The organism is Alphaproteobacteria bacterium (assembly GCA_040905865.1).
Lineage (GTDB): Bacteria > Pseudomonadota > Alphaproteobacteria > UBA8366.
Map to the genome: position 1 here is coordinate 1 of JBBDQU010000019.1, position 1,556 is coordinate 1,556.

At 61.3% G+C, this 1,556-nt stretch carries 1 protein-coding gene; it reads right to left on the bottom strand.

Translation table 11 applies throughout. From position 1 onward, the window contains the following. Positions 1-115: 115 nt before the first annotated feature. Positions 116-1,312, bottom strand: a complete 1,197-nt coding sequence (locus WD767_04140; protein MEX2615265.1) for a formyl-CoA transferase — start codon at positions 1,310-1,312, stop codon at positions 116-118. Between the last annotated feature and the right edge of the window lie 244 nt (positions 1,313-1,556).

Consider the following 1,556-nt stretch of genomic DNA (forward strand, 5'->3'; position numbering starts at 1 on the left):
AGCCCGGCGGCAAGGAAAAATATTCCCTCTTGCAACTTAACGCCTAATGGGTGTCGCCGTTAACGGTATGCAAACGTCCGGTGACGAACTTCGATTCAGCGTACGTCGCCGCGTATCATACTATCTTTTCCTCGTGCAGCCGGGCCAGTTGCTGGGGGTCGACCTTGCAGATCGTCTCCAGGATTTCGTCCGTGTGCTCGCCCAGCAGCGGCGGGCGAACGATATCGGCGTGGGTATCCGACAGTTTGATCGGGCAGCCCAGTGTGTGATATTTGCCGCGGCCGGGGAAATCGATATCGACCACCATCTCGCGCGCCTTGAGATGCTTGTCATTGAGAAGTTCGCCGGTATCCTGCACCGCGCCGGAGGGGACGCCAGCATCGCCCAGCAGCTTCATGACCTCGTATTTGGTCTTGGTCCGGGTCCACTTCTCGACGATGGCGTTCATTTCGTCGCGATTATTCCAACGCGCCTCGCCCGTGGCGAATTTGGGATCGTCCTTCAGGTCCGGCCGGTCGATCGCGCCCAGGAAGGATTCCCACATCTGCGGCTGCACGAACACGAAGACGTAATCATTGGGGCCGCCCGGCGCCGTGGGGTAGGTCGTGCCCGGCACCGTATTGCCAAGCTGGTTGCCGGTGCGCTCCTTGGGTTTGTTGAAGCGCTGGTGGTCGCGGATCGCGACGCGGTTGAGGTTCGCGACCGCATCCTGCATGGATACCTCGACTTCCTGCCCCTTGCCCGTCGTGTGGCGCTGCTGCAGCGCCGCCAGGATACCGATGGCGAGATGCATGCCGGTGCCGGAATCGCCGATTGCCGCCCAGTTATAGGTCGGCGGTCCGCCCGGATGGCCGGTGATGCTCATGGCGCCGCCCATTGCCTGCGCGATGGGTTCGAAGCTCTTGAAATGGCTGTAGGGGCCGTATGTGCCGAAGCCCTTGACCGTGGCGTAGATCAGCCGCGGATTGAGTTCCTGCAGCACGTCGAAACCGAATCCCATGCGCTTCAGCGCGCCCGGCGAATAGTTTTCCACCAGTACATCGGATTCCGCCAGCAGCTTGCGGAAAAGCTCCTTGCCCTCGTCCGACTTCAGATTCAGCGTGATGCTGCGCTTGTTCGCGTTGAACACCAGGAAGAACAGGCTGTCCTGGTCCGGAATGTCGCGCTGCACGACGCGGGCGACGTCGCCGCCCTGGGGCGGTTCCAGCTTTATGACGTCGGCGCCGAGCCAGGCCAAAATCTGGCAGCAGGCCGGCCCTGCCTGATTATGGGTCATGTCGATGATGCGGATGCCGTCAAGGGCCTTGCTCATGCTGTTCCTCCCGAACGTGGCGCGATTGCGCAAAAAATAACAGACGATACGATGGCTATGGATGAGTCACATTAACGTTGCGCCTGCCGTCGCGGCAAGCGGTAGCGCCGCTGGCGCTGCGGCATACCGGCCAGGGCGCGGCAGGCACAAGTGCGACAGGCATAAAAAAAGGGGAGGCCGAAACCTCCCCCCAGACCGCTGACAAACCCCGTCGGATTTCCGGCGGGGTTTTCCTTTTGAGTAC